Origin of the sequence: Azospirillum sp. RU38E, from assembly GCF_900188385.1 — a bacterium.
Classification (GTDB): domain Bacteria; phylum Pseudomonadota; class Alphaproteobacteria; order Azospirillales; family Azospirillaceae; genus Niveispirillum.
On record NZ_FZOI01000006.1, the window covers coordinates 175,900 to 198,734 of the forward strand.

The 22,835-nt window shown below is 63.0% G+C and carries 19 protein-coding genes and 1 pseudogene; 18 read left to right on the forward strand and 2 right to left on the reverse strand.

The genetic code is table 11. The features are described from left to right. Positions 1-36: 36 nt before the first annotated feature. The 12 genes and pseudogenes from CHB97_RS13145 to CHB97_RS13200 all read left to right on the forward strand — a co-directional run bounded on the left by CHB97_RS13145 (position 37) and on the right by CHB97_RS13200 (position 14,775). A complete protein-coding gene (locus CHB97_RS13145) occupies positions 37-1,140 on the forward strand; it encodes an ABC transporter permease (RefSeq protein ID WP_089288346.1) in 1,104 nt (367 codons plus the stop codon). A 4-nt stretch (positions 1,141-1,144) separates the two neighbouring features. Then, positions 1,145-1,912, forward strand: a complete 768-nt coding sequence (locus CHB97_RS13150) for an ABC transporter ATP-binding protein (protein WP_089288345.1) — start codon at positions 1,145-1,147, stop codon at positions 1,910-1,912. Next, the gene (locus CHB97_RS13155; protein ID WP_160105836.1) at positions 1,909-2,883 is read left to right on the forward strand and encodes an MlaD family protein; all 975 of its coding nucleotides are present in this window, start codon (positions 1,909-1,911) and stop codon (positions 2,881-2,883) included. Before CHB97_RS13150 ends, CHB97_RS13155 begins: the two co-directional genes overlap by 4 nt. Positions 2,884-2,885: 2 nt before the next feature. Continuing rightward, positions 2,886-3,461 carry a membrane integrity-associated transporter subunit PqiC gene (locus CHB97_RS13160; protein ID WP_160105838.1) on the forward strand — a complete coding sequence of 192 codons (576 nt, stop codon included), beginning with the start codon at positions 2,886-2,888 and terminating at the stop codon, positions 3,459-3,461. Between the two features lie 19 nt (positions 3,462-3,480). After that, entirely contained in the window at positions 3,481-4,035 is a 555-nt protein-coding gene (locus tag CHB97_RS13165; protein WP_089288342.1) for an HAD family hydrolase, read from the forward strand. A gap of 234 nt (positions 4,036-4,269) precedes the next feature. After that, a pseudogene (locus CHB97_RS13170) lies at positions 4,270-4,472 on the forward strand (IS5/IS1182 family transposase); the annotation flags it as partial. A gap of 377 nt (positions 4,473-4,849) precedes the next feature. Beyond that, positions 4,850-5,332 (forward strand): NAD-dependent epimerase/dehydratase family protein, encoded by a 483-nt coding sequence (locus CHB97_RS13175; RefSeq protein ID WP_089288340.1) that lies wholly within the window; start codon positions 4,850-4,852, stop codon positions 5,330-5,332. 39 nt (positions 5,333-5,371) lie between these two features. Further along, positions 5,372-9,556: a glycoside hydrolase family 99-like domain-containing protein gene (locus CHB97_RS13180; protein ID WP_143270863.1), complete on the forward strand. Its 4,185-nt coding sequence runs from the start codon at positions 5,372-5,374 to the stop codon at positions 9,554-9,556. A 73-nt stretch (positions 9,557-9,629) separates the two neighbouring features. Next, positions 9,630-10,748 carry a polysaccharide pyruvyl transferase family protein gene (locus CHB97_RS13185; protein ID WP_089288338.1) on the forward strand — a complete coding sequence of 373 codons (1,119 nt, stop codon included), beginning with the start codon at positions 9,630-9,632 and terminating at the stop codon, positions 10,746-10,748. 27 nt (positions 10,749-10,775) lie between these two features. Then, on the forward strand, positions 10,776-11,801 hold the full coding sequence (locus CHB97_RS13190) for an STELLO glycosyltransferase family protein (protein WP_089288337.1): 1,026 nt from the start codon (positions 10,776-10,778) through the stop codon (positions 11,799-11,801). Between the two features lie 41 nt (positions 11,802-11,842). Next, complete coding sequence (locus CHB97_RS13195; RefSeq protein ID WP_089288336.1) at positions 11,843-13,354, forward strand: hypothetical protein; 1,512 nt, start codon at positions 11,843-11,845, stop codon at positions 13,352-13,354. Between the two features lie 527 nt (positions 13,355-13,881). Next, positions 13,882-14,775 carry a class I SAM-dependent methyltransferase gene (locus CHB97_RS13200; protein ID WP_089288335.1) on the forward strand — a complete coding sequence of 298 codons (894 nt, stop codon included), beginning with the start codon at positions 13,882-13,884 and terminating at the stop codon, positions 14,773-14,775. A 475-nt stretch (positions 14,776-15,250) separates the two neighbouring features. Here the strand turns inward: CHB97_RS13200 and CHB97_RS13205 are convergent, their stop codons facing one another. Then, positions 15,251-16,012 carry a class I SAM-dependent methyltransferase gene (locus tag CHB97_RS13205; RefSeq protein WP_089288475.1) on the reverse strand — a complete coding sequence of 254 codons (762 nt, stop codon included), beginning with the start codon at positions 16,010-16,012 and terminating at the stop codon, positions 15,251-15,253. A gap of 208 nt (positions 16,013-16,220) precedes the next feature. Between CHB97_RS13205 and CHB97_RS13210 the strand changes: the two genes are divergently transcribed. The 5 genes from CHB97_RS13210 (at position 16,221) to CHB97_RS13230 (ending at position 22,003) form a co-directional block, all read left to right on the forward strand. Further along, positions 16,221-16,634, forward strand: coding sequence for a transposase family protein (locus CHB97_RS13210; RefSeq protein ID WP_089288334.1), 414 nt, complete (start codon positions 16,221-16,223; stop codon positions 16,632-16,634). Positions 16,635-17,295: 661 nt separating this feature from the next. Continuing rightward, complete coding sequence (locus tag CHB97_RS13215; RefSeq protein ID WP_244559519.1) at positions 17,296-17,616, forward strand: NAD/NADP transhydrogenase alpha subunit-like protein; 321 nt, start codon at positions 17,296-17,298, stop codon at positions 17,614-17,616. Between the two features lie 8 nt (positions 17,617-17,624). Further along, on the forward strand, positions 17,625-18,584 hold the full coding sequence (locus CHB97_RS13220; RefSeq protein ID WP_089288333.1) for a hypothetical protein: 960 nt from the start codon (positions 17,625-17,627) through the stop codon (positions 18,582-18,584). A gap of 177 nt (positions 18,585-18,761) precedes the next feature. Then, positions 18,762-19,061, forward strand: a complete 300-nt coding sequence (locus CHB97_RS13225) for a hypothetical protein (RefSeq protein WP_089288332.1) — start codon at positions 18,762-18,764, stop codon at positions 19,059-19,061. A gap of 158 nt (positions 19,062-19,219) precedes the next feature. Further along, entirely contained in the window at positions 19,220-22,003 is a 2,784-nt protein-coding gene (locus tag CHB97_RS13230; protein WP_160105840.1) for a hypothetical protein, read from the forward strand. Between the two features lie 182 nt (positions 22,004-22,185). Here CHB97_RS13230 and CHB97_RS27090 read toward each other — a convergent pair whose 3' ends face one another. Continuing rightward, complete coding sequence (locus tag CHB97_RS27090) at positions 22,186-22,440, reverse strand: helix-turn-helix domain-containing protein (RefSeq protein ID WP_371333051.1); 255 nt, start codon at positions 22,438-22,440, stop codon at positions 22,186-22,188. On the opposite strand from CHB97_RS27090, the gene CHB97_RS26615 reads away from it, so the two are divergent. After that, positions 22,387-22,632, forward strand: coding sequence for a hypothetical protein (locus tag CHB97_RS26615; RefSeq protein ID WP_200819939.1), 246 nt, complete (start codon positions 22,387-22,389; stop codon positions 22,630-22,632). The two genes, CHB97_RS27090 and CHB97_RS26615, sit on opposite strands and share 54 nt — an antisense overlap. Positions 22,633-22,835 lie beyond the last annotated feature (203 nt).

A 22,835-nucleotide genomic window follows, 5' to 3' on the forward strand; every position in this document is an offset into this window, starting at 1 on the left:
ATCCCGCTTTTCCGTTCCGATCCGGTGGTTTGACAGATGGTGGATACGCGCCAGGACGGCGACAGCCTGATCCTGACCATACCGGCGGGCGGCATTGATCCCGCCCAACTGGCCGCTCCGCCGCAGACCCTGCCGGCGGGCGGCATTTCCACTTTGCGGGTGGAAGCGCCGACGGGTTGGAAATGGGGCACGGTGGATGCCGCCTTCCTGGCCGGCTTGCTGAGCCAGCTGCGCGGGGAGGGGCCAAATGCCCCGGATGTGCGGGTGGAGGGCGTGCCGCGCGATCTGGCCAAGCTGCTGGATCTGGCCCGCAGCGCCCCCGCCCCGGCAGAGGCGAAGCCCCAGCCGGGCCTGCGCAAACGGCTGGGCAAAGCCACCCTGGCGCAATGGGATGAATCCAAGGCCATGATGGCCCTGATCGGGGAGGTGGTGTGGCGCCTGCCGCGCTTCTTCACCGGCCGCGCCATGCTGCGCCGGAATGAGGTGATGGACGTCATCGCCGAATCCAGCACCAACGCCCTGATCATCGTTGCCATCGTCAATGTGCTGATGGGCGCCATTCTGGCCTTTGTCGGGGCGGTGCAGCTGAAGGCGTTTGGCGCCGGGCTCTATGTCGCCGATCTGGTCGGCATCGCCTCTGTGCGTGAACTGGCCCCGGTGATGACGGCCATCGTGCTGGCCGGGCGCACCGGCGCCAGCTTCGCCGCCCGCATCGCCACCATGCAGGGCAATGAAGAGATCGACGCCCTGACCACCCTGGGTGTACCGCCGGAGGAATTTCTGGTGCTGCCGCGCGTGGTGGCCCTGTCGCTGCTGATGCCGCTGCTTTATGTCTATGCCTGTGCCCTGTCGCTGGTGGGCGGGCTGGTGGTGGCCATCTCCATGCTGGATATCACCGCCACCGCCTATATGGTGGAAACCCAGGCGGCGATCAAAAGCGCCAATTTTTACATCGGTGGGCTGAAATCGCTGGTCTTTGGCGCCATGGTGGCGCTGATCGGCTGCCGCTGCGGGTTGCGGGCCGGGCGTTCGGCCGCCGATGTCGGTCAGGCCACCACCTCGGCGGTGGTCAATGCCATTGTCGCCATCATCGCCGTGGATGCGCTGTTCGCCATCTGCGCCAATGCGCTGGGGATCTAAGGCCATGGCGAGCCAGCCCCGCATCCGTATTGATCGTGCCAGCATCGGTTATAATGGCCGATCCGTGCAGACCGGCATTTCCGCCGACATCGCGCCGGGGGAAATTTTCGCCATTGTCGGCGATAGCGGCTCCGGCAAAAGCACCTTGCTGAAAACCATGGTCGGGCTGTTGCCCATCCTGGAAGGCAATATCCAGTTCGATGGCCAGCCGCTGGATATGTCCGGTGCCGCCGGCCCGCCGCCCTTTGGCATCCTGTTCCAGGGCGGGGCGCTGTGGAGTTCCATGACATTGCTGGAAAATGTCATGATGCCGATGGAGATGCACGATCATGCCGCCCCGGCGGCACGGGAGGCGCTGGCCCGGTTCAAGCTGGCCCTGGTCGGCCTGCCGGGGCATGAGGAGCGCTATCCAGCCGATCTGTCCGGCGGGATGCGCAAGCGGGCAGCATTGGCCCGTGCCCTGGCGCTGGACCCCTCGGTGCTGTTCCTGGATGAACCCTCGGCCGGGCTGGACCCTCTATCGTCGCGCCGGCTGGATCAGCTGATCCTGTCTTTGCGCGACGGGCTGGGCATCACCGTGGTGATTGTCACGCATGAGCTGGAAAGCCTTTACAGCATCGCCGACCGGATGCTGTTCCTGGATGGGGAACTGCACCATCCCACGGCCCTGGGCGCGCCTGGCGAGCTTGTCCGCACATCCGATAATGCCAAAGTCCGCGAATTTTTGACCCGTAAGGGAATGGATTGTTCCACATCGGAGGCCACGCCTTGAAACGCCCCAGCTCCACCGCCATCGGCGCCTTTGTGCTGGGTGCCCTGGCGCTTGTCGCCAGCGCCATCCTGTTCTTCGGCGGGGCCGCCCTCTGGTCCAAGAAGCTGGAGGCGGTCAGCTTTTTCGACAGTTCCGTCGCCGGGCTGCAGATCGGTGCGCCGGTCACCTTCCGGGGTGTGCGGGTGGGTTCGGTCAACAGCATGGGGGTACATGTCAACCCGCAGACCTATAATTTCATCATCCGGGTGGGGATGGAGGTGCAGCCCGACACGGTGGCCACCTTCGGCACCCAGCTGAAGGAAGATGACGAGGAGCTGATCGACACGCTGCTGAAACGTGGCCTGACCGCCAAACTGGTGATGCAGAGCTTCGTGACCGGGCAGTTGGCGGTGGAACTGGATTTCCGCGATGGTGGCCGGCGTATTGATGTGGGGAACAAGGGCCATGTACCGGAAATCCCCACCGTGCCCACCGATCTGCAGGCCATCACGGAACAGCTGCAGAATGTGAAGCTGGATAAGACGGTTGAATCCCTGCAAAAGGCGCTGGACGCCTTGATCGGGGTGCTGGAAACGCCGGAACTGCGCCAGACCATCACCGAACTGCCGGCCCTGGTGGTGCAGTTGCGCACCACGCTGGCGACGGTGGAAACAGAGGTGGGGGCCATGTCCGGTACCGCCCAGATCGGCATCAAGCAGACGGTGGGGGAGTTGAACCAGACCCTGGTTTCCCTGCGCAGCCTGTCCGCCACCCTGGATAAGGAGGTGGCCAGTACGGCTGCCGCCGCCCGTACCACCATGGGCAAGGCCGACAGCGCCCTGGATGGCGCCAGTGCCGCCCTGGACCCGCAGGGCCGCACCATGGTGCAGATGCAGCGCGCCGTGGATGATCTGGCCGCCACGGCGGCCCGCCTGCGCAACCTTTCCGAACGGGTTGACCGTGACCCCAGCGTGCTGATCAAGGGACGATGATGATGAAGCGGCTTTTCCTTCCCGTTCTGCTGGCTGGTTTGCTGCTGGGGGGCTGCGCCTCTGAACCGCCGCGTCTGGTGGTGTTGCCGGCGGCACCCGCGGCATCACCCGTGGCGGCCCAGCCGGCCCGGCTGCTGCTGCGCCCGCTGCGCGTACCGGGATATCTGGATAATCTGCCGGTGGTGACCCAGGTGCAGGGCGGCCGCGTCACCCAGGCGGCCCAGGTGGAATGGGCCGAACGGTTGAGCGACGGGGCCGCCCGTGTGCTATCAGGTGCCCTGGCCAGCCGGTTGGGGCCGGGCAATCTGTTGATTGAAGGGGATGGCCGCATCCCCGATGCCGATCTGTCGATCGACTTGACGGCGCTGGACCCGCAGGCCGACGGCACCCTGCGCCTGGCCGCCCGCTGGACCCTGGTGGGCACGCGTGGTGACCGCCCGGTACGGGCCGGGCAGGAGGATTTCAGCGTCCCCCTGGCTGGTGGCGATCCGGCCGATGTGGCGGCATCCATTACGGCGGCGCTGGCCCGGCTGGCCGACAGGCTGGCCGCGGAGGCGGCAGTCTTTCCGCTGCGCTAGGGTGCGCTTGGGGCCGCCGATGACGTGTCAATCACTATGCCCGGCCGTCTTCCTGGACCGCGACGGCGTTCTCAACCAAGATGTTGGTTATGCCTATCGGCCCGACCAGATCATTTGGCAGGATGGCGTGGTGGAGGCGCTCCGTCATCTTAATAATGCCGGTTATCTGGTCTTTGTTGTTACAAACCAGTCTGGCGTCGCACGCGGATTTTACACGGAGACGGCCGTCCAGCATCTGCATGACTGGATGCAAGGCCAGTTGCGTCAGGCAGGGGCGCGGATTGATGATTGGCGCTATTGTCCCTTTCATCCGGAGGCCGCTGTCGCGGCCTATCGCCAGGATCACCCCTGGCGCAAGCCGGCACCGGGGATGATCCTGGACCTGGCTCAGCATTGGCCCGTCGATTTAGACCGGAGTTTTCTGATCGGGGATCGGCCCAGCGATGTGCAGGCCGCCCGCGCTGCGGGCATTCCGGGCTATCTGCTGGATGAGCGCGGATTGCTGGCGCAGGTGCGCCGGCTGGTGGCGGGGGGGCAGTATAGAACAGCCTGTAAAAGCATGGATTTGATCTGATACCAATCTCCCTTGATCGTGACCGATCCAGGGAGATTTCGTGTTCCCTCATGCGCCGGGTGCTGCCTCCGGCAGCTTGGCTTACGCCGCTACCAAGCGGCGGGCCGGCGGTCGCCGGCCTCCAACCCGCCGAAAGGTCAACCTTTCGGCGGGTTGGTACGATGCTAACATCCCGTTTTTGTTGAAAAAGTCCTAACATTTCGATTCGATAGCGATGTCGCGGGAGTCATCGCCATGTTGGGACAGAAGGATTGTCGTCAGCCTGAGCTGTTTGTGTCGGGGTCGCTGCGGGATCTGGTGCCTGCGGACCCTGTGCTTGTTCGGGTTGACAAGGTTCTCGATCTGGGTTGGCTTGAGGCGGCGGTCGCCGATCTTTACAGCGCTCAGACGGCCGCCCCGGGATTGCGCCGGAGGTTGCGGTTCGAATGCCGCTTGCTCAGGTCGATCGCCAGCAAATATGTCGCCTCCAGTGTGACGCCCGTTGGAAACCAAAATCTGGAAACCAAAATCTGGAAACCAACCGTCCCCAGGTGAAGGGGCCATCCACACCATCAGTTCACTAGTCCGGGTTAACTTCATGGTTCACAAAAGGATACAAAAGAGATACTAATATGAGATGCCTTAGTGGAAGCTTGAGTCAATGGAACGTAGGGGTGAGCTGGTCATGGTTGGCATGGGTTCTGACGAGCGGTTCGGGCGGCTGCCGGGCCATGGTCCGACGGCACTCCCCAAGGTGCCTCGGGCCCAGAAGCGACACGGTGCGCGCCTGCCGTTCCCACGACCCTGACGGTTTAGTCTGGCTGGAGACGGAACGATGACGAGGCTGGCCGTGCTGGTCACCGGACGCGCGGGCTTCGTGGGGGGGCATACGTGCAAGGCCCTGGCGAAGGTCGGCGACCTGCCGGTGGTCTGCGACGACCTGTCCAACGGCGTGCAGGATGCCCTGCGCTACTTCAACGCCGCCGGCGTCGATCCCGATGGCGAACTGGGCGAGAACCACCGGCCCGAGACGCCCCCCATCCCGCTGGTGCTCCAAGCCGCGCACGGCAAACGGCCCGACATCGCGATGTTCGGGGCGGATTACGACACCCCCGACGAGACCTGCATCCGCGACTACGTTCACGTGTCGGATCTGGCCGAGGCCCACGCGCTGGCGCTGTATGCCCCGCGCGGCGACGGTGAGGGTCTGGCCGCAAACCTGGGCACCGGTCGCGGCTGCTCGGTGCGGGAGGTGATCGATACCGTCGGCAGGGTCACCGGGCGGCCGGTCGCAATCAGGTGGGCAATACACTGCTGATGTAGCGGACTGCGCCAAATAAATATCAGGAGAACGAAAGTGCTGGCGAATGCCATAAGGGTAGAAAACTGGTTAAATTCTTATAATTCTGACGATATTTATATGCTGAAGCAGCATATAGACTGCGATTTCTTTTTGTCGCATTATGGATCTATGTTTGAAGTATCCGATACGCAAAATATAGATGACATTATTTGTTTGTATATAGCGGGCAACAAGGTGGCCCCTCTCGATCCGAATGCATATTTTGACGAATCTGCATATCGTGCGATGAACTTGGACGTGTTGCAGGCCGTAGAAGACGGAATCTTTGCTTCGGGTTTCCACCATTGGCTTCGACACGGCAAGAGCGAAGGGCGCCTTGGAGGGGAGATCTGCAGCGGGTCTACCGCCACGGGTGAAGCGGAAGCGAACCCCGAACACTCCACGGACGGTGCCGATGCGGAACATTCCGTAGAGGGCGCTGCACAAGCGCCGATGGCCACGGTATCGGGGGGCGACGATCAAGGGTCGAATTCTTCTGACGAACTGGTGTCCGTCCTGTTCACCATCGAGAACTCAAACCTCTTCGACGCGAAGTGGTATCTGTCCGAGTATCCCGCGCTCGGCCTGACTTCGGCTGAGGAGGCGCTGTACGACTTCGTCTCCCAGGGATGGCGCGACATGCGGGATCCCAACGAGGACTTCAGCACCCGGTATTATCTTGAGCAGAATCCGGACGTGCTGGCAGCCGGGATAAACCCATTCTTCCACTATATTGTTGTTGGCGACCGGGAAAGCCGGCAACCATCCGCTCTTATGGACATTGCTTGGTATAGGGCAATCCATGGGGTCGATGCCGATGTGGAGACGTGCCTCGCCCACTACCGCGCACGCAAGCATGAGCGCGGCATTTCCCCGACGCCCTACTTCGACCCGGAATATTATCTGGCGACCTACCCGGACATCGCGCAGTCCGATGCGCATCCGTTCCGCCACTACATGCACTGGGGACATCGGGAAGGCCGCGACCCCAGCGCGTCGTTCAGAACAACCTTCTACCGCGCCTTCTATCTGGTGAACGATCCGCACGCCAATCCCCTCCAGCATTTCCTGGAGATCGGCAGGGCGGCCGGGCACAAAACCGTCCCGGGTGACAATATCCTCGACCCGGCCGTGGACATCCGGCGCTTTGTCGCGCCGGCCGATGCGTTCGAGGAATTCGATAGCCACGCCGGGCTCGCCGGCCGGGAGCGCGCCAAGGCGATTGCATTTTATCTGCCGCAGTTCCACGCCTTCCCGGAGAACGACGAATGGTGGGGCTCCGGCTTCACCGAGTGGACCAACATAGCAAAGGGGACGCCCCGCTTCGCCGGCCATTACCAGCCGCGGATTCCGCGCGACCTTGGTTTCTACGACCCGACGCAGGAAGGCGTCCTGGAGCGGCAGGTCGCGATGGCCCGCCAAGCCGGCATCCACGGCTTCTGCTTCTACTTTTACTGGTTCAACGGCCACCGCCTGATGGAGCGTCCGCTTGAGCGGCTGCTGGCCAATCCGCAGATCGACATGCCGTTCTGCCTGCTGTGGGCGAACGAGAACTGGACCCGGCGTTGGGACGGCCAGGACCAGGAGGTGCTGATCCGCCAGGACTACGCGGAGGAGGACGATCCGGCCCTCATCGAGACCTTCCTGCGCCACTTCCGCGATTCCCGTTACATTCGGGTTGATGGCCGGCCGGTCCTGATCATCTACCGCGCGCAGATCATCCCGAACATGCGGGAACGCCTGGCTCGCTGGCGGACCATGTTCCGCGAGCACGGCGAGAGCCCGTTGATTCTGATGGCTCAGACTTTCAACGACAACGATCCGCGTCCCTACGGGTTGGACGGCGCCATTGAGTTTCCGCCGCACAAGGTGGCTGCGAAGGTTCCCAACGCTGTCTCGTCGGTCAGGATCTACGACCCGCTCTTCTCGGGGGAGGTCCGCCCATACGACGGCATCGTGGACGCCAGCCTGAATGAACCTGCGCCGCCCTACCCGCTGATCAAGACCGTGTTTCCGTCCTGGGACAACGATGCCCGCCGCCAGGGGCGCGGCGCGGTGTACCACGGCTCCACCCCGCAAAGCTACCGCCGCTGGCTGGAGGGTACCATCGCCTTCGCCAAGGCCAATCCGTTCCACAACGAGCGGATGGTGTTCATCAACGCCTGGAATGAATGGGCCGAAGGCGCCTATCTGGAGCCCGACCTGCACTTCGGCGCGGCCTACCTGAACGCCACGGCGCGCGCCGTCTACGGGCGGCGGGAGACGAGTGATCGCACCAAGCTGCTGCTGGTCGGCCACGATGCGCACGCGAACGGCGCGCAGCTCAACCTGCTGGGCATTCTGCGCATTCTGGCGCGGGAGTTCGGCGTTGAGGTCGCGGTCGTCCTCCTGGGTGGCGGCAAGCTCGTGGACCAGTACCGCGCCCTTGCGCAGACCCACGTCTGCTCAACGCTGGAGGAGATGCAGCACGTCTTCGGTCTGCTGTCGGAGGCGGGGTTCTCCTCGGCGGTCGTGAACACGGTGGTGACCGGCGTCACCGTGCCCATGCTGAAGGAACTCGGCTACCATGTGACCGGCCTGGTCCACGAGCTGCCGCGGATCATCCAGGAGCGGCACCTGGAGGGCAGCGCGGCCAACCTCGCCCGCATGGCCGACGCCGTGGTCTTCGCGTGTGCCTACGTGCGCGACCGCTTCCTGGAGCTGGTCGGCACGCCTTCGGCGAAGGTCGTCGTCCACCCGCAGGGGCTCTATAACGCGGCGGCGTTCGACGCCGGGGCGCGTGAGCGGACGCGCCGGCAGCTCGGGCTCGGCGATGGCACCCGGCTCGTCGTCAACATCGGGTACGCCGATCTGCGCAAGGGGCTCGACCTGTTTCTGGAGACCGCTCGCGGCGCGGCGCGCGCCGGGCTCGACATGCACTTCGCGTGGGTCGGCAACATAGACCCGCAGGCCAGGATCTGGCTGGCCGGGGCCAACGGGGAGAACTGCCCGCCCAACGTGACGCTGGTCGCCTTCACCGACGACGTCGCGTCCTGGTATTCGGCGGCCGACCTTTTCTACCTGTCCTCGCGCGAGGACCCGTTCCCCACCGTCGTCATGGAAGCGGCCAACGCCGGCCTGCCGGTGGTGGCCTTCGCGGGCGGCGGCGGCTACGCCGAGCTGCTGGAGGATGGCCGCTTCGGCCGGCTGGTTCCGGCGGGCGACCTTCCCGCGGCGCTGGACGCCCTGGCCACCCTACCGGTGGACGGCCGGCAGGAGCGTGCTGAGGGCAACGCCGCCTATTGCCGCACCCGCTTCAGCCACCGCGATTACGCCTTCGAACTGTTGCGCCTGGGCCAGCCATCGCTGAAGAAGGTCAGCGTCGTCGTGCCGAGCTACAACTACGCCCGCTACATGGAGGAACGGCTGGAGAGCATCTTCGCGCAGACCTATCCGGTCTACGAAGTGATGGTGCTCGACGACGCCTCCAGCGACGACAGCGTGGCGGTGGCGCGCGCCGTGGCGGCGGCGAACCGCCGCGACATTACCGTTGAGGTGAACGCCGAGAACAGCGGCAACGTTTTCGCCCAATGGCGCAAGGGGGCCGATATGGCCTCCGGCGAGCTGCTGTGGATTGCTGAGGCCGACGACGACGCCGACCCCGTCTTCCTTGCCGCCCTGTGCGCCAAGTTGGACCCGGAGCGCAGCGCCTTCGCCTTCAGCGATTCGTGCGCCATCGACCCGGACGGCAACAAGGTGATGCCGAGCTACATCCCCTATTGCGAGGAGGAGGCACCGGGCCGCTTCAGCAAGGATTTCACGCTGGACGGCTGGACCTTCGCCAAGAGTTGCCTGGCGGTGAAGAACACCGTGCTCAACGTCAGCGGCGTCGTGTGGTCGGCCGCGACCTTCCGGGCGGCGCTCGCCATCGTGGGGCCGGAGCTGACGACCTACAAGGTGGCCGGCGACTGGCGCCTGTACGCAGAGGCTGCGGCGCTCGGCCGCCGGGTCTCCTATGTCGCCGCGCCCCTCAACCTCCACCGCCGTCATCCCAGCAGCGTCACCCACGACCTCAACAAGCGCAAACACCTTGACGAAGTTACCCGAATGCAGGACTTTGTGGCCGAGCGCCTCAAGGTGAATGGAGGCACGCGGAAAAAGGCTGCGGAATATCGAAAGAAGCTCGGCGTGCAGTTCGAGCTTGAGAATGAGATGAATTAACCTCAATTCAGTTTCATATTTGGCACGAATTGCTTTGCGATTCTGCCATTTTTCAACATTTTAGGAACGTTCGATGACCATGCGGATCCTGTTTCACGGCGCGCCGGCACGCACCAGCGTCACGCCGGACATGCTAAGCGACGCTGCGCTGCAGGCAACGGGACACAACACGGGCAATCTGTTAATCGGTGGTGCCCTTGAGAGCCAGCTTGAGGGCGCCAGCCAGTTCTTTTTTTCCCTGCCGCCGCCGGAACGCGCACGGGAAGAATTCGACCTGATCGCAATCGCGGCGTCGAACTTCATCTTTCACAGGTTCGACTTCGGCTATCTCGGCAACTTCATCGAGAAGTCCGGTCTGCCCTGCGTCGTCGTCGGCCTCGGCGCCCAGGCCAAGGACCGCAGCATAGCCATTGAAATTCCGGAGGGGACGCAGCGGTTCTTGAGGGTGGCGTCGGAACGCACGACGCTCATCGGCGTCCGCGGCACCTTCACGGCGGAGGTCTTGGATCGCATGGGGATCCGGAACGTCCAGGTGGTCGGGTGCCCGTCCTTCTATCCGCTTCAGTGCCCGCCGGCGATGACCCTGCCGGACCGGCTGCCGTCTCCCGACCAGCTGGTCCTGAACGGCTCGCGCAACGTGGTGGAGCATTCGTTCGATCCCGAAACGATGCTGGCCGTGGAGCGGGAGGTGTTCCGCTACGCCCTCAAGCACGACGTGGACTACGTCCTTCAGAGCGAGCTTCCTGAGATCCTGTTCCACCGGGGGCTGGGCGAGGCGCCGATGTCGCAGCTCGCGGCAATTCGCGATATCCTGGACATCGACCCCGCCACGACCGACGAGCAGTTCGAGCAGTTCATCCGCGCCCGCTGCAAGACGTTCTTCAACATCGCCGAATGGGCGGCGTTCATCCGCACCAAGACGCTGTCCCTCGGCAGCCGCTTCCACGGCAACGTCATGGCGATGACGAACGGCGTTCCCGCCGTTTTGATTGCCCACGACACCCGCACCGAAGAAATGGCCGAGCATATCGGGCTGCCCCGCCTCAAGCCTGCCGTCGGGAAGCCCTTTTCGCTCGAGGGGCTGCTGGCGGAGGCCGATGCCAGCCAGTTCAACGCGCTCTACCCGAGGCGGCGCCTCGAATACATTGAGTTCCTGAAGAAGAACGGATTGAAATCCAAACTCTCTTCCTAACTCGCGGCCATTTCAGAACCATTGGGCATGACTATGCAGCCTCAATCGAACGACACCGCAATCGTCATCACGTCGATTAATCATCCGACGGCGTGCATGAAGGCATTCGCGGAGGGCGCGATCCCGCGGCAGACGGGAATAATCGTCGTCGGTGACCGGAAGTCGCCCGCCGACTTCCACCTCGATGGCTGCACGTTCCTGGCCCTGGCCGACCAGGCCGCAGCGTTCCCGCGGTTCGCCGGACTGCTGCCCCTTAATTCTTACGCGCGAAAGAACATCGGCTATCTGTGGGCGCTCAAGACAGGCGCCCGGCAGATCATCGACACCGACGACGACAACGCCCCGTTCCCCAGCTTTTGGACACCCAGATCGAAGACCGTCGACGGCCGGCTGGTGGAGCGGAACGGCTGGATCAACGCTTACGCCTACTTCTCCGACGCGCTTATCTGGCCGCGCGGCCTGCCGCTGGACCAGATCCGCCAGCCGGATGCCGCCCCCGCGGCGAACGGGCGTGCGCAGCGCGTCTGCCCGGTCCAGCAGGGGTTGGCCGACGACAACCCTGACGTCGATGCCGTCTACCGGCTGATCCTGCCGCTGCCGGTGAAGTTCACCAGCGGCGACGACATCGTCCTGGCGCCGGGGGCTTGGTGCCCGTTCAACAGCCAGAACACGCACTGGTGGCCGGAAGCCTTCCCGTTGCTGTACCTGCCGTCCTATTGCTCCTTCCGCATGACGGACATCTGGCGCTCGTTCGTCGTGCAGCGCATCCTGTGGGCTAACGACTGGTGCGTGTCCTTCCATGCGGCGACGGTCTACCAGGATCGGAACGAGCATAATCTGATGCGCGACTTCGAGGACGAGATCCCGGGGTACGTTAACAACAGCCGCATCGCCGGCACGTTGGCTGACCTCGACATCCGTCCCGGGGCTGAGAACCATGGCGACAATCTCAGGGCGTGCTATTCGGCCCTGGTGCGGCTGGGGGTCGTCGGCGTCGAGGAGATGCCGCTCCTCGACGCCTGGATCGACGCAGTGGAATCGCTTACCCCCTGAGGCCTGCGCCCAGGCCGTTTCTCCTGCCAATCCGGTGGATCATGGACATACTGGCCGCTGCCCAAACCCTCGCCTGCCTTAAGGAATTCCACGGGTATGGGGATGGTGCGGGCTCCCCCGGGCAGGCCGTCAACCTGGTGGACAGCTGCGTGGTGCTCGACTTGGCGGTTGCGGTGGACCGCGAGCGCCTGCGGCAGTACGGGCTGAGCGCGGAGCACGTGGCATGTAATGCCTCGGACGATGTCGCCCAGGAGCAGCGGCACCGGATGCTCGCCTTTGGCGACAACAACGACGGCATGGAGCTGGACGACCGGCCGGGCGCCGAGCCGATCCTGCGTTCGTCCCATGCCAAGCGGCTTCCCTATATCCGCACGGTTGCCCGCTTCGGCCGGTTCCTCGCGGTCTGCCCGGAGACGGGGGCGCTCGTTTCCTCGAAAGGTTCATTTCTTCTTGACACGCACCACATTGCCCATCGTTTCGTCGGTCGGCACGTGTTCTATCTGTTGGTGGGCCGATGGCACGGGAGGCGGGCGGCGCTGTGCATCCCGTCGCTCAACCTGCTCGTCTTCCTGGACGCCCCGGAACGGGAGGAGCGCATCGGCCTGTGGATGGTCCAGTTGATGCAGGCGCTTATCCAGCGCAGCCTTGCGTATCCCGATGCTTTCCGTCGCCGGCTGGCGGCCCCTCTCGGCCACTGCTCCCTGGTGCTCGGGAGTATGCCGAACATGGGCCATTATTTCTGGCAGGAGATGTCCGGGATCGACCGTCTGCTGTCGGCCGGCTACCTGGGGTCGGTCGATGCCCTTCTGGTCGGCCCGAATACATGGCTTCAGCCGCAGGACGTGTTCCCGGAGCTGGCCAGCCTACCGGTGACGCGCTGCGCTGCGGTGCAGGACATGCCCGTCGCCAGCCTGGACCTCCCTTCGACGCTGCTGCGCCCCGTCGGTCTCCGCATCAGCGCCGGGCTCAGGGCGCGGCTGCGGACCGTCGCGCTGCGGTCCATCACGGCGACGCGGGCCGCTGTGATCGCCGAGGCCGGAGCCCGGCATCGTCTGGTTTGGATCAATCTGCGCAGCCACAACAAGGCCTGGCGCTCGCAGGTTGACGGCTATGCTGCGATCCTGAACACCCTTCACGAGGAGTTCGGCGACATCGGTGTGGTCTTCGACGGGTGGACGGACAGCGCCGACGTCCGGGACCAGATTTCAGAACTGCTGGCTCCGGGCATCGCCCGCCACGACACGATCGGCTGCAGCTTCGAGGAGAGCCTCGTGTGGGCCGAGGCTGTTTCGACCTACATCAGCGTGGTCGGTTCGGGCCTGGTCATCAACTCGTGGCTGGTGGGCAAGGCCGGCGTCGCTCACGCGAACCGGGCGCACCTCGCCCAGGGCCGATTCTGGAACAGCGTCTCGGAAGGGATGGAGCCGGTCAGCTTCATCGATGCCAATGCAGTGTCGGCCGAAAGCGCGCTGTACGACGGCTATGATTTCGACTGGCGCTTGATGCTGCCACGCCTGCGCGAGATCCTGTCCGGCATCCGCCCCCCCTGTTAAGTCGTATCGGAGGCGGCGTCTAGGTTTTCCTAACTCCGGATTTCCCGGATGGCTAAGCGTTGGCGTGACAAGCTGCACTGAATATGCTAATAGAATCAAAATGGTGATGCTTTGTGGGGCGGCCTGGAATGAGATACGCGGCGGGTGCAATTCCGCGGGAGACGGGGATCGTCGTCGTCGGTGACCGGAAGTCGCCCGCCGACTTCCACATCAATGGCTGCACGTTCCTGGCCCTGGCCGACCAAGGCCGCCGCATTCCCGCGGTTCGCCGAGCTGCATTCCTACGCGCGCAAGAACATAGGCTTTGCGTGCCGATGTGTGATACAGGCAAAGTAGAGAGAGATAACTGCTTCGGGGGGATTCACATAGGGGCGCACTTACTTGCAAGTGATTCCCCACACACCTGGAAACATCGTGCTGCCCTCTCACTTCCGACGGAGTGACTTGGCGATAGAGCCAACGCACCGGCGCATGCGCCATTACGGCAGGGACGGCGCACTCATCAGCAACTTGTAAAGGCGCTAACCATGCTCGATCATCTCATCGAAAGCTTCTTTATACAGATCCAGCGGGGAGAACCGTGGTCAAACCCGTTCGAGCGTCATTTTGGCAAACTTACCGATCATGAGTGGACGGAAATTCTGGTTAAGTCTATTAACAACAGCAATATAGATGGATGCATTTTCCCGCCGTTTCCATCAAATGAACTCCAAGCGAGCATACATGGATTTGGTGGTGACATCGCTATCAGGGGCGCAACGGACTTCCGCAATTTTGTTAAACGGAATACGCCGCACGACATTTTCTCTCGCCTTGATCGAAGGATGCTCGACTACGGATGTGGATGGGGAAGAATCTCCCGCGCGTTCCTCCGTGACTTTCCCATTGAGAACATCTACGCCTTTGAACCGGACAAGCGCCTCTCGGCCATAGCGCGCGCCCTTAACCCCTACATCACGATAACGACGGGTAACTTCACCCCGCCGACCGTGTTCGGGAACGGCGCCTTCGACATGATCGTCGGCTACTCCGTGTTTTCGCATCTTCCAGAAGGCCTTGCAAAGGACTGGCTGGAAGAGTTTTCTCGCCTTCTACGCCCCGGCGGCTGTATCGCCATCACGACTTGGGGGGAGCGGTTTATCAACCGCCTCGCTGTCGAGCGGGAAAATATGGAAAATGGTCAGCAGATCCACCGTTACTCCGAACTTGTGATCAATTCGGCAGGTAATCTCGCCGGTCTGTTGCAGCGCTTCAGGAGCGGAGATTTTGTTTTCCTTTCCTCGTCCCCTTCGACCACCTATGGTGAGACGTTCATCCCGCGCGCGGCGATGGAGCGCATTCTACCAAACACGCTATCCATCTTTAAGCATGATAGTTTCAGTCTGGCTCAGGATGTCTTCCTGCTGGTGAAGGATACCTGACTCTGTGCCGTTTTCATGAACACTATTGCCAAGCTCTCCAAGGAACGGAATGGCCGACGATGACGACGACAAAGAAGTAAGCTGAATCCTCAGGCATCCCCTGATTTGTGATTCTTTGTGGGAAATCAATGGCTTGGCCGCAACGCTAAACCACTGATTTGACTGAGGTTTCTACGAATGATGGATGCCTGAGAGTTATGCCAACTGACGCACCTACTGTTGTTCGCGAACCTGCCCGTGGTCGCCGGACCTGCTCTCCAGCGCGGCATCGAATCCTTCACGGATTTCCACCTCGACCGCCTGAAGTTGGTCATTTGGCTGTGCTGACGGCACGCCCCGGCCTATCATCACTACCGTGACGTCACCATGGACGAGGATGCCTCGCGGATCCGCAAAAACCCCGGCATCCTGGCCCGCACCTGCTCCTTCACTACCAATATCCTCCGCGCCAACGGTGCCGGTAGGCCTGGCTGGCTCACAGCGAAGCGATGGGCCGTTTGAAACCGATCAGAACTTCAATAAGTTCCGCACGGATGCCTAGATCAATATTGTCGATCTGGATCATCAAAAAGGAAAGACCCGAATGATGTTGCAAATAGCTGACAATGTCGTACCCCCAGTCAATTGTAACGAGCGCCCCGTTCCCATCAATTGGGTTTCCATGATATTGCGGAGGCTCGATCAAATGATTGACCGAGCCCTCGATAAGGGAGGCGCGTCGGCGGGAGGGTTGCGTCTTCATGACTATGGGTACAGTCATGATGGTTGCTCCGTTCGGCTTTAGTGTCCGGGCAATTTCTCTGATGGCTTTCTCGGGATTGAAGACGTGCTCAAACACATCTTGAGTAATCACAATATCGAATGAAGAGTCCTGGAATGATTGGCTCTCTAGATTTTCATTGCTATAAGTGCGAGATGGATGGTTATACTCATAGACTCTCCCAAAATCGAGCTTTGGGTTATACTGTGATGCAGTGTATTTTGCGCATTCCCTAGCAAGACGGGAGCTGAGGTTATCGAAGCCTGGGGATCCTTCGTGGATGTGCAGCCCCCTCCATCCGGGAAAATAATCTACAATAACCTTCATCAAGGCGCGCTGTCGAGGTATGGAGCTGCATTTCGGGCATTTGAACGAGTCCCGAAGCCATTTGGCTTGAGAAACAAATCTGACTTCATTCTCGCATACAGGGCAGTATCCATCATGCTGTAAAAAGTACTCAGAGGTTCGATCGGTCATTTTCCACTCCATATTAAGGTAATAAGACTAACGCTCTTCAAGCTCCATTGTGAGAGCCTGTTTGATCGTAATCGGCTCTTACCTGCAGGGCTGTTCAACGCTAATGGCGTGACCGCTGGATCGGCCTGAGGGAGAGCAAAAAAAGACGATTCCCCTGTCGACTTTTGTCTGAATCTATAGGGAGCAACCATCCCGGAAGGTTGCCCCGATGCCGAGCACGCTGCTGTCGCTGTTTTCCCAGATTTCCGATCCCCGTCGCGGTCAGGGAAAGATGTACCCGCTGGCCCCGATCCTGCTGTTCACGGTGTTGGCGATGCTGGCCGGAGCGCGGTCGTATCGTCAGGTTCACGGATTCATCCGGACCCATCTGGACCGCCTGAACGGCGGGTTCGGCGTGTCGCTGCACCGGGCTCCGGCCTATTCGTCGGTGCGGTTCATCCTGCATGGCATTGATGCCGACGAGATGGAGCGCGTGTTTCGCGAGCATGCCGCCGGGCTTGCCGAAGCCTCGGTTGAAGGCGCGGCCATTCCTCCGGCGGTGGCCATCGACGGCAAGACCCTGCGCGGCAGCTTCGACGCCTTCCATGACCGCAAGGCGGTCATTGCTCATATCAGGAACTAGAAGGCACTTCCTGGCTACAATATCTTGTATTACAGAATCGCTTGTTCTGTGGAACAGCCATTCTTGATTAAGATACTTTTCACAATGAGCCTTGCTAAGGTGGTACATATTACCAACTGAGACGAAACAAATATATGAATGATCCCTCCCTGCCGCGGAATTCCCTTGAATCGGGCGCAACATGCTCTTTAGCTGTCCTGTAGCTACCGATACAATCGGCGACCATTGAGGATTGAAGGCAGTTATAAACGGCAGGGTGTCAGCGTCCATTTCACAACTCTCTAGTTATCAGTCAAGCTAGAAGCGGCAGTTTACTAAAAAGACTATTTACTGCGCTTTCTGGCAGACTATGCTAGGTATTTTATACTTATAACGTTTCATAACAAGCCAAAGCCCAACCTTGTTCAAACGCTTGGTGTGCAGAATTCAGAAGATAATATCGATTATATTGAAAATGCCCAATGACCTCTATTTATATCATGCTCGAATAGATGCTCGCAAGCGCAAAAGCGGCGGGAGGGGAATTTTCGCAGGGTGAAAGGAAAATAATCCTTGACAGTTTGCATCTCCTTGCCTTAGCTAAGGTAGCGCCATCGGCCGGAACGTTTCGCTTCGTTCCGCGCAAGCTCTCGCATACCCACATCAAAGGATGAAAATCCCAATGCAGCCCTTCATCATCGAAGCCGACGCGATGGGGCGGCCATCGGCCGTCTGTGCCCCGCCTGCCTTCCGCATGGCCGTGCGGCTTGCCGCCGGCGTGGCGAAGACAGTGGCGGTTCCCGCCGGCGCCCGCGTCGCCCTGTTCAGCGCCACCGGCCCGTTCTGGGTACAGTACGGGGCTGCCGCCGCGCTGCCGGACGCGGACCTGCTGAACGGCACCGCCCCGGAACTGGCGCCCGCTGCCCGCAACGTGCGGGGCATCGGCAGCCTCGGCCTGATCGCCCAGGCCGACTGCACCGTTTCCATCGGCTTCTGCGGGTGATCCACGCCATGACCCAATCGCCCTATCATCTTCCGGTCGGGCTGGTGCAAACCGTGCCGCCCGTCGACCTGTCGCCCTATGCGCCCCGCCACGCCCCCACCTTCACCGGCACCGCCCGCTTCGACGGGCCGGTGCAGGCCGCCATCGCCGCCGTGGGGCACGGGACTGCGGGGCAGTACGACAACGCCCTCACCCTCGTCCCCACCAGCCACGAGACCTCGCGTCGCTGCACCATCCAGATCGATCCGGGCTGGATCCTCGGGCAGGATTCGGCGGGGAGCGGGACCACCGACTTCTTCCTGTGGAACCGCGCCACCAGCCGGGTGCCCTTCGCGGTCGGCACCGACGACACGGTCGCCCTGGGCGGTGTCGGGAACGGCGCCACGGCGACCTTCCGGCGCGCGGTCAATCAGGTCAACGGCCTGACCTTCAATGGGGCGGTGACCGGCGGCGAGGCCGGCATCAGCGCTTCCGGCGCGGACACCAACACCGGCATCGCCTACACCGCCAAGGGCAGCGGCGCGCACCGCTTCCTCGGGGGCGGTGCCGAGCAGTTCCGGGTCTCCGCGACCAGCGGCGCCGTGAACCGGCTGAGCGCCTCCGGGGCCACGGCCGGGGGCGCGCCGTCCCTGTCGGCCTCGGGCAGCGACGCCAATATTCCGGTGCGGTTCGCCTCCCAGGGCCAGGGCTCGGTGACCCTGGCGCAGGGGGCGAAACCCGTCTTCACCGCCACCTCCTACACCGCCGCCCCCGCCAACTACCTGACGGCGGAGGCCCGGGAGACCGGGACCGGTCCGGTGCTGCGCGCCATCGGCTCCGACAGCAACGTTGACCTCAATTTGCGACCCCAGGGCAGCGGCGTCGTCAGCTTCGGCGCTTTTACGGTCGCGGCCGGAGCCGCCGTCGCCGGTTACATCGAGATCAAGGACGCCAGCGGGATTCCCCGCCGGCTTGCCGTCGTTAACTAATACCAATCCGCTGAGGGTTTGACCCTTGGCGGATTGGAGGCCGGCGACCGCCTGCCCGCCGCTTGGTAGCGGCGTAAGCCAAGAGTGCCTTATGCGCCCGCCCGGCGTCTGAGGAAACACGAAATCTCCCTGGATCGGTCACGATCAAGGGAGATTGGTATGAGAAGGAAGCATCCCATGGCACTGAGCAAGGCGATCCCGACCGATTTCGGCATCGACGCCACCTACTGGCACATTCTGGCCCTTCAGGTGAACCGCGCGGACCGCAACGCCGCCGTCACCCTGGCAGGGTACCTGGACGAGCCGGCCCGTCGCGCCGGGCGCCGCCCGATCGCGGTGATGACGCTGACGCTCGCTGGCGACGCCTATCCCGGCGACGCCGACGGCCTGCGCTACGCCGCCGCCTACGCGGCAGTGAAGATCACCCCCCAGAATGCCGGCGACCCCCCGCCACTGGCCGACGCCGCCGACGCCTGAAGCAAGGACAAGACTTTCGATTCTTGACTGGAATCCATCCGCCCGTTCAGCGATGATCCGACGCCGAACGGGCGGATAAGCGGCTGTCCGCTTACGAAGACATGCGGGTCGTGTGCCTTGTCACGGCACCTGAACGAGAAGAGCACGCGGGAGCGAGCATGAACGAGGTTATCAATGAACGTGGCATGGTTCCGCGGTTGGAACAGGTGCCCGGTTCTTCCCTTTACTCCGTACCGCGCCGGATACTGCCCGTGGTGCTGGGCATGCATCGCAGCAGCACGTCGTTGACGGCCGGCGTGCTGCACCGCCTCGGTATCGATATGACCGATGGGGATCTCAAAGCTAACGAGTTCAACAAGGGGGGGTATTACGAGCGCTTTTCGCTGGTGGAACTGCACGACCAGGTGCTGAAATCGTTCGGCAGCCGGTGGGATTCGCTCACGCCGCTGCCGCCGGGTTGGTGGCGTGATCCCCCCGCCCTGGCCGCTCGGAGCGAGATCGTCAATCGGCTGAAGGCCGAGTTGCCGGAGAGCCCGCAACGGCTCTGGGGCCTCAAGGACCCGCGGCTGATGCGGCTGCTGCCGTTGTGGCTCGACGTCTGTACGGATCTTCATCTGGAGCCGCGGATCATCTTGGTCACTCGCGACCCTGACGAGGTCGCGGCGTCGTTGAATCGGCGCGACGGCATGTCACGCGAGGACGCGCTGGTGCTGTGGTCCGTCCTTCACATGGAATTCCTCCAGCACGTCGGCGATACCCCTTGGGTGCGCGTCGACTGTGGCCATTGGCTGGACGACCACCGCGCCCATGCGGCCCGCCTGATGCATTTCCTGGGTGCTCCCTCCGTTCCGCGCGACAACGCGATGCTGGCCGTCGATGAGTGGCTCAATCCGGAATGGATGAGCAGCGCCCGTCCCGGGCGCCGCTCGCGCTCCTTCGCCCACTGGCTCTACGATTGTCTGGCTGGGTTGCCGGATGTCGATGGCGAGAGCGGCGTGGAGATCTCTTCCGAACTCCGTCGCAGCGCCCAGAACTTCCACGTATTCGCCCGGGCGTTCCGGCCGGTCTTCCAAAAGGCGGAACGGCTTCCGTCGGCCGAGACGGCGGTCCGTATCGCCGAGGATACGGTGTCGGAGCGGGATGCGGTCGTCGCAGAGCTGCGCGCGCAGCTTACCGAGATCCAGTCCCGCCTCTCCGAGACCGCGGCGCAGCGCGACGGGGCTTGGCAGGAGATCGTTGTCCTGCGGGACAAGCTTGCCGAGTTCCAGTCGAAGAGCGAGGCGCAGGACACCGTCATGAAGACTGCCGCGGCGGAATGCGAAAGGCTTAGCGCGCGCATCGGCCAGCTGGAGACTGCCCTCGCCGAGGTGCGGGCGGAGCGGGACAGCTCTCGCGATCAGCTGGAGGCGTCGGGCAGGGAGGCGGCGTCCCTTGGCGCGCGCATCATCCAGCTGGAGACTGCCCTCGCCGAGGTGCGGGCGGAGCGGGACACTTCTCGCGATCAGCTGGAGGCGTCGGGCAGGGAGGCGGCGTCCCTTGGCGCGCGCATCAGCCAGCTGGAGACTGCCCTCGCCGAGGTGCAAGCGGAGCGGGACAGCGCCCGCGATCAGCTGGAGGCGTCGGGCAAGGAGGCGGCGTCCCTTGGCGCGCGCATCGGTCAGCTGGAGACTACCCTCGCCGAGGTGCGGGCGGAGCGGGACAGCGCCCGCGATCAGCTGGAGGCGTCGGGCAAGGAGGCGGCGTCCCTTGGCGCGCGCATCAGCCAGCTGGAGACTGCCCTCGCCGAGGTGCGGGCGGAGCGGGACAGCGCCCGCGATCAGCTGGAGGCGTCGAGCAAGGAGGCGGCGTCCCTGGGTGCGCGCATCGGTCAGCTGGAGACTACCCTCGCCGAGGTGCAAGCGGAGCGGGACAGCTCTCGCGATCAGCTGGAGGCGTCGAGCAAGGAGGCGGCGTCCCTGGGTGCGCGCATCGGTCAGCTGGAGACTACCCTCGCCGAGGTGCAAGCGGAGCGGGACAGCTCTCGCGATCAGCTGGAGGCGTCGGGCAAGGAGGCGGCGTCCCTGGGTGCGCGCATCGGTCAGCTGGAGACTACCCTCGCCGAGGTGCAAGCGGAGCGGGACAGCTCTCGCGATCAGCTGGAGGCGTCGGGCAAGGAGGCGGCGTCCCTTGGCGCGCGCATCGGCCAGCTGGAGACTACCCTCGCCGAGGTGCAAGCGGAGCGGGACAGCTCTCGCGATCAGCTGGAGGCGTCGGGCAAGGAGGCGGCGTCCCTTGGCGCGCGCATCGGCCAGCTGGAGACTACCCTCGCCGAGGTGCGGGCGGAGCGGGACAGCGCCCGCGATCAGCTGGAGGCGTCGGGCAAGGAGGCGGCGTCCCTTGGCGCGCGCATCAGCCAGCTGGAGACTGCCCTCGCCGAGGTGCGGGCGGAGCGGGACAGCGCCCGCGATCAGCTGGAGGCGTCGGGCAAGGAGGCGGCGTCCCTTGGCGCGCGCATCAGCCAGCTGGAGACTGCCCTCGCCGAGGTGCGGGCGGAGCGGGACAGCTCTCGCGATCAGCTGGAGGCGTCGGGCAAGGAGGCGGCGTCCCTTGGCGCGCGCATCGGCCAGCTGGAGACTACCCTCGCCGAGGTGCAAGCGGAGCGGGACACTTCTCGCGATCAGCTGGAGGCGTCGGGCAGGGAGGCGGCGTCCCTGCGAGAAGCACTGGACAACCTTAAGGATTGCGCTCAGCAACTCGAGAGTGCTCTGTCCCAAGCACAGGAAGAGCGCGCTTCCGCGGAGGCTCGGGTCAACACCCTGAACGAACTGCAGAAGAGTGGAGAGATCAGGTTCAGGGAACTGGAAATCACCATGCAGTCCATTCTGGAGGACCTTAATTGCTCTCTGGCAAAGAACGAGGGCCTAGAGAAGATGGTTTCCGAGTTGCAGGCCAGGAATCACTAGTGAACTGATGGTGTGGATGCCCCCTTCACCTGGGGACGGTTGGTTTCCAGATTTTGGTTTCCAACGGGCGTCACACTGGAGGTTATGATGGGGGCGACATATTTGCTGGCGATCGACCTGGGCAAGCGGCATTTCCAGGTCTGCGGGACGGACGTTATACCAACCCGCCTAAAGCTTGACCTTTAGGCGGGTTGGAGGCCGGTGACCGCCGGCCAGCCGCTTGATGTTGACCGCGGTGGCGGCGAGGTATGCCTGGAACGGCGCCGCCGCTTGGCCAGCGCATTCGCCGTCATGCAGTAATAACCTCGGTAGTCGTTCCCATACCGATCCCGGAAACTTGTGTGATAAAAATTGCGATTGATCTCACGGTGGATCGTCCCGCGATGCCGTCCAAGCCGCGCCGCGATCTCCCGAACCGGAATCGACGCCTGGAACATCTCCTCAATCCGGCGCCGTTCCGGGCCTTCGACAAGCTGCAACGGGTGCCCCAGGGCGAGATTGTCGATAACAAGCGGCTGTCGGCAGCGCTGGCGTGGGCCCAGGAGGAGCAGGCCAAGGCCTCTCCCCGTCAGCGCCGCACACATCGCCCGACACGTCGTGCACAGGGGCCGGGTCCCTTCACCACGTGAACCGCTTGCGGGGGCTGCGCTGCGCGCGGCGGAAGGCTCCGCGCAGCCCCCGCAAGCTCACAAGGGTGACATTTCTATCCGGCGCAAACCGATGACATTTTAACTTTGCGCCTACATCCAAATTATCAATAAGTTACATTATGGAAATATTTGGACGGGCTGCGGTTCCAAGACATGCCGATCCGGCATATGGGCAGCTTCGT

Bases quoted from the DNA above. Each gene is read 5' to 3' on its own strand.
- CHB97_RS13145 (WP_089288346.1), top strand. From the start codon at position 37: ATGGTGGATACGCGCCAGGACGGCGACAGCCTGATCCTGACCATACCG.
- CHB97_RS13150 (WP_089288345.1), top strand. From the start codon at position 1,145: ATGGCGAGCCAGCCCCGCATCCGTATTGATCGTGCCAGCATCGGTTAT.
- CHB97_RS13160 (WP_160105838.1), top strand. From the start codon at position 2,886: ATGAAGCGGCTTTTCCTTCCCGTTCTGCTGGCTGGTTTGCTGCTGGGG.
- CHB97_RS13165 (WP_089288342.1), top strand. From the start codon at position 3,481: ATGACGTGTCAATCACTATGCCCGGCCGTCTTCCTGGACCGCGACGGC.
- CHB97_RS13175 (WP_089288340.1), top strand. From the start codon at position 4,850: ATGACGAGGCTGGCCGTGCTGGTCACCGGACGCGCGGGCTTCGTGGGG.
- CHB97_RS13185 (WP_089288338.1), top strand. From the start codon at position 9,630: ATGACCATGCGGATCCTGTTTCACGGCGCGCCGGCACGCACCAGCGTC.
- CHB97_RS13190 (WP_089288337.1), top strand. From the start codon at position 10,776: ATGACTATGCAGCCTCAATCGAACGACACCGCAATCGTCATCACGTCG.
- CHB97_RS13195 (WP_089288336.1), top strand. From the start codon at position 11,843: ATGGACATACTGGCCGCTGCCCAAACCCTCGCCTGCCTTAAGGAATTC.
- CHB97_RS13200 (WP_089288335.1), top strand. From the start codon at position 13,882: ATGCTCGATCATCTCATCGAAAGCTTCTTTATACAGATCCAGCGGGGA.
- CHB97_RS13205 (WP_089288475.1), bottom strand. From the start codon at position 16,012: ATGACCGATCGAACCTCTGAGTACTTTTTACAGCATGATGGATACTGC.
- CHB97_RS13210 (WP_089288334.1), top strand. From the start codon at position 16,221: ATGCCGAGCACGCTGCTGTCGCTGTTTTCCCAGATTTCCGATCCCCGT.
- CHB97_RS13215 (WP_244559519.1), top strand. From the start codon at position 17,296: ATGCAGCCCTTCATCATCGAAGCCGACGCGATGGGGCGGCCATCGGCC.
- CHB97_RS13220 (WP_089288333.1), top strand. From the start codon at position 17,625: ATGACCCAATCGCCCTATCATCTTCCGGTCGGGCTGGTGCAAACCGTG.
- CHB97_RS13225 (WP_089288332.1), top strand. From the start codon at position 18,762: ATGGCACTGAGCAAGGCGATCCCGACCGATTTCGGCATCGACGCCACC.
- CHB97_RS13230 (WP_160105840.1), top strand. From the start codon at position 19,220: ATGAACGAGGTTATCAATGAACGTGGCATGGTTCCGCGGTTGGAACAG.
- CHB97_RS26615 (WP_200819939.1), top strand. From the start codon at position 22,387: ATGCCGTCCAAGCCGCGCCGCGATCTCCCGAACCGGAATCGACGCCTG.
- CHB97_RS27090 (WP_371333051.1), bottom strand. From the start codon at position 22,440: ATGTTCCAGGCGTCGATTCCGGTTCGGGAGATCGCGGCGCGGCTTGGA.